Genomic DNA, 1,201 nt, shown 5'->3' with positions numbered 1-1,201 from the left:
CTCGACAAGCCCAAGAACGAGGACGACGTCCCGAAAGGACCATGGGCGAACGAGAACATCGGCGACGGTGCCGACGTGCTCGCGATCCTGGCCACGCGCGCCGAAGCGTCGTTCCCGGACGCGACGTTCACCGTGACCACACGTTCGGGCGGCCAACACCTGTACTTCCTCGCCCCGGACGGACCCGGCCTGCCCAGCACCGTGGGCAAACACGGATGGAAGGTCGACACGCGCGCACACGGCGGATACGTCATCGCCGCAGGCAGCATCATCGGCGCCCGCCCCTACACGATCAACCGTGACGGCGACGTGACACCGCTGCCGGATTGGCTGCTCGCCTTGCTGCGACCCGCCCCGGTGACCCGCCGCACGGTGCCCACACCGATCCCACGCGACACCAGCGCGTACGCGGCCGCCGCGCTGCGCAACGAGACCGCGAACGTCGCGGGCACCGCCGAGGGTGGTCGCAACGCGGCACTCGTACGGGCCGCGCGGGCGTTGGGTCGACTCGTGGCGTCCGGCGACCTTCCGCGCGCGGTGGTGGAAGACGCTCTTAAGGAGGGGGCGATGGGGTCCGGTCTGACCGAGCGCGAAAGCGTCCCGGCCATCACCAGCGCACTGAACTGGTCGATCGCGCACAACAGCAGGAGCGCAGCATGACGGACCCGACCCCTCCCCTTAAGAGCAGTCCTGGCACCGCAGCCGAGCCGGGCGACGGTGCGCGCCTGTTGGACGAAGTCGAGGCGTTCCACCGGCGGTTCAACGTGTTCCCTGTCGAGGCGGCATTCGTCGCCGTCGCCTTGTGGGACGCGCACGCGCACCTGCTCGAATGCTTCGACTCCACGCCCCGCATGGCGTTCCTGTCGCCCGAACCGGGCAGCGGAAAGACCCGCGCTCTGGAGATCGTGGAAACCCTCGTGCCCAACCCGATGCCCGCCGTCAACGCGTCCGCCGCGGCGCTGTTCCGCGCAGTGTCCGCCGGAGAGAGCACACCGACCATCCTCTTCGACGAGATCGACACCGTGTTCGGCCCCAAGGCCGGAGACAACGAGGAACTACGCGGCTGGATCAACGCCGGACACCGACGCTCCGGCGTCACCTACCGGTGCGTCGGCGACGGATCGAACCAGAGCGTGCAGGCGTTTCCGTCCTACTGCGCGGTCGCCGTCGCCGGACTCGGCTCCCTGCCGGACACGATCCT

The 1,201-nt window shown here is 69.4% G+C and carries 1 protein-coding gene and 1 pseudogene; both read left to right on the top strand.

Annotation, left to right across the window (positions count from 1 at the left end; translation table 11 throughout):
• Positions 1 to 660, top strand: a 660-nt coding sequence (locus GT354_RS18130) for a bifunctional DNA primase/polymerase (protein WP_161357342.1), incomplete at its 5' end; no start/stop codon positions are given.
• Positions 657 to 1,201: pseudogene (locus tag GT354_RS18125) on the top strand (DNA primase); the annotation flags it as partial. The gene GT354_RS18130 and the pseudogene GT354_RS18125, both read left to right, overlap by 4 nt.

The sequence above is a fragment of the Streptomyces sp. SID3343 genome (assembly GCF_009865215.1).
GTDB lineage: Bacteria > Actinomycetota > Actinomycetes > Streptomycetales > Streptomycetaceae > Embleya.
The sequence above is the reverse complement of the archived record's forward strand: the minus strand, read 5'-3'. Positions and strand labels throughout refer to the sequence as shown.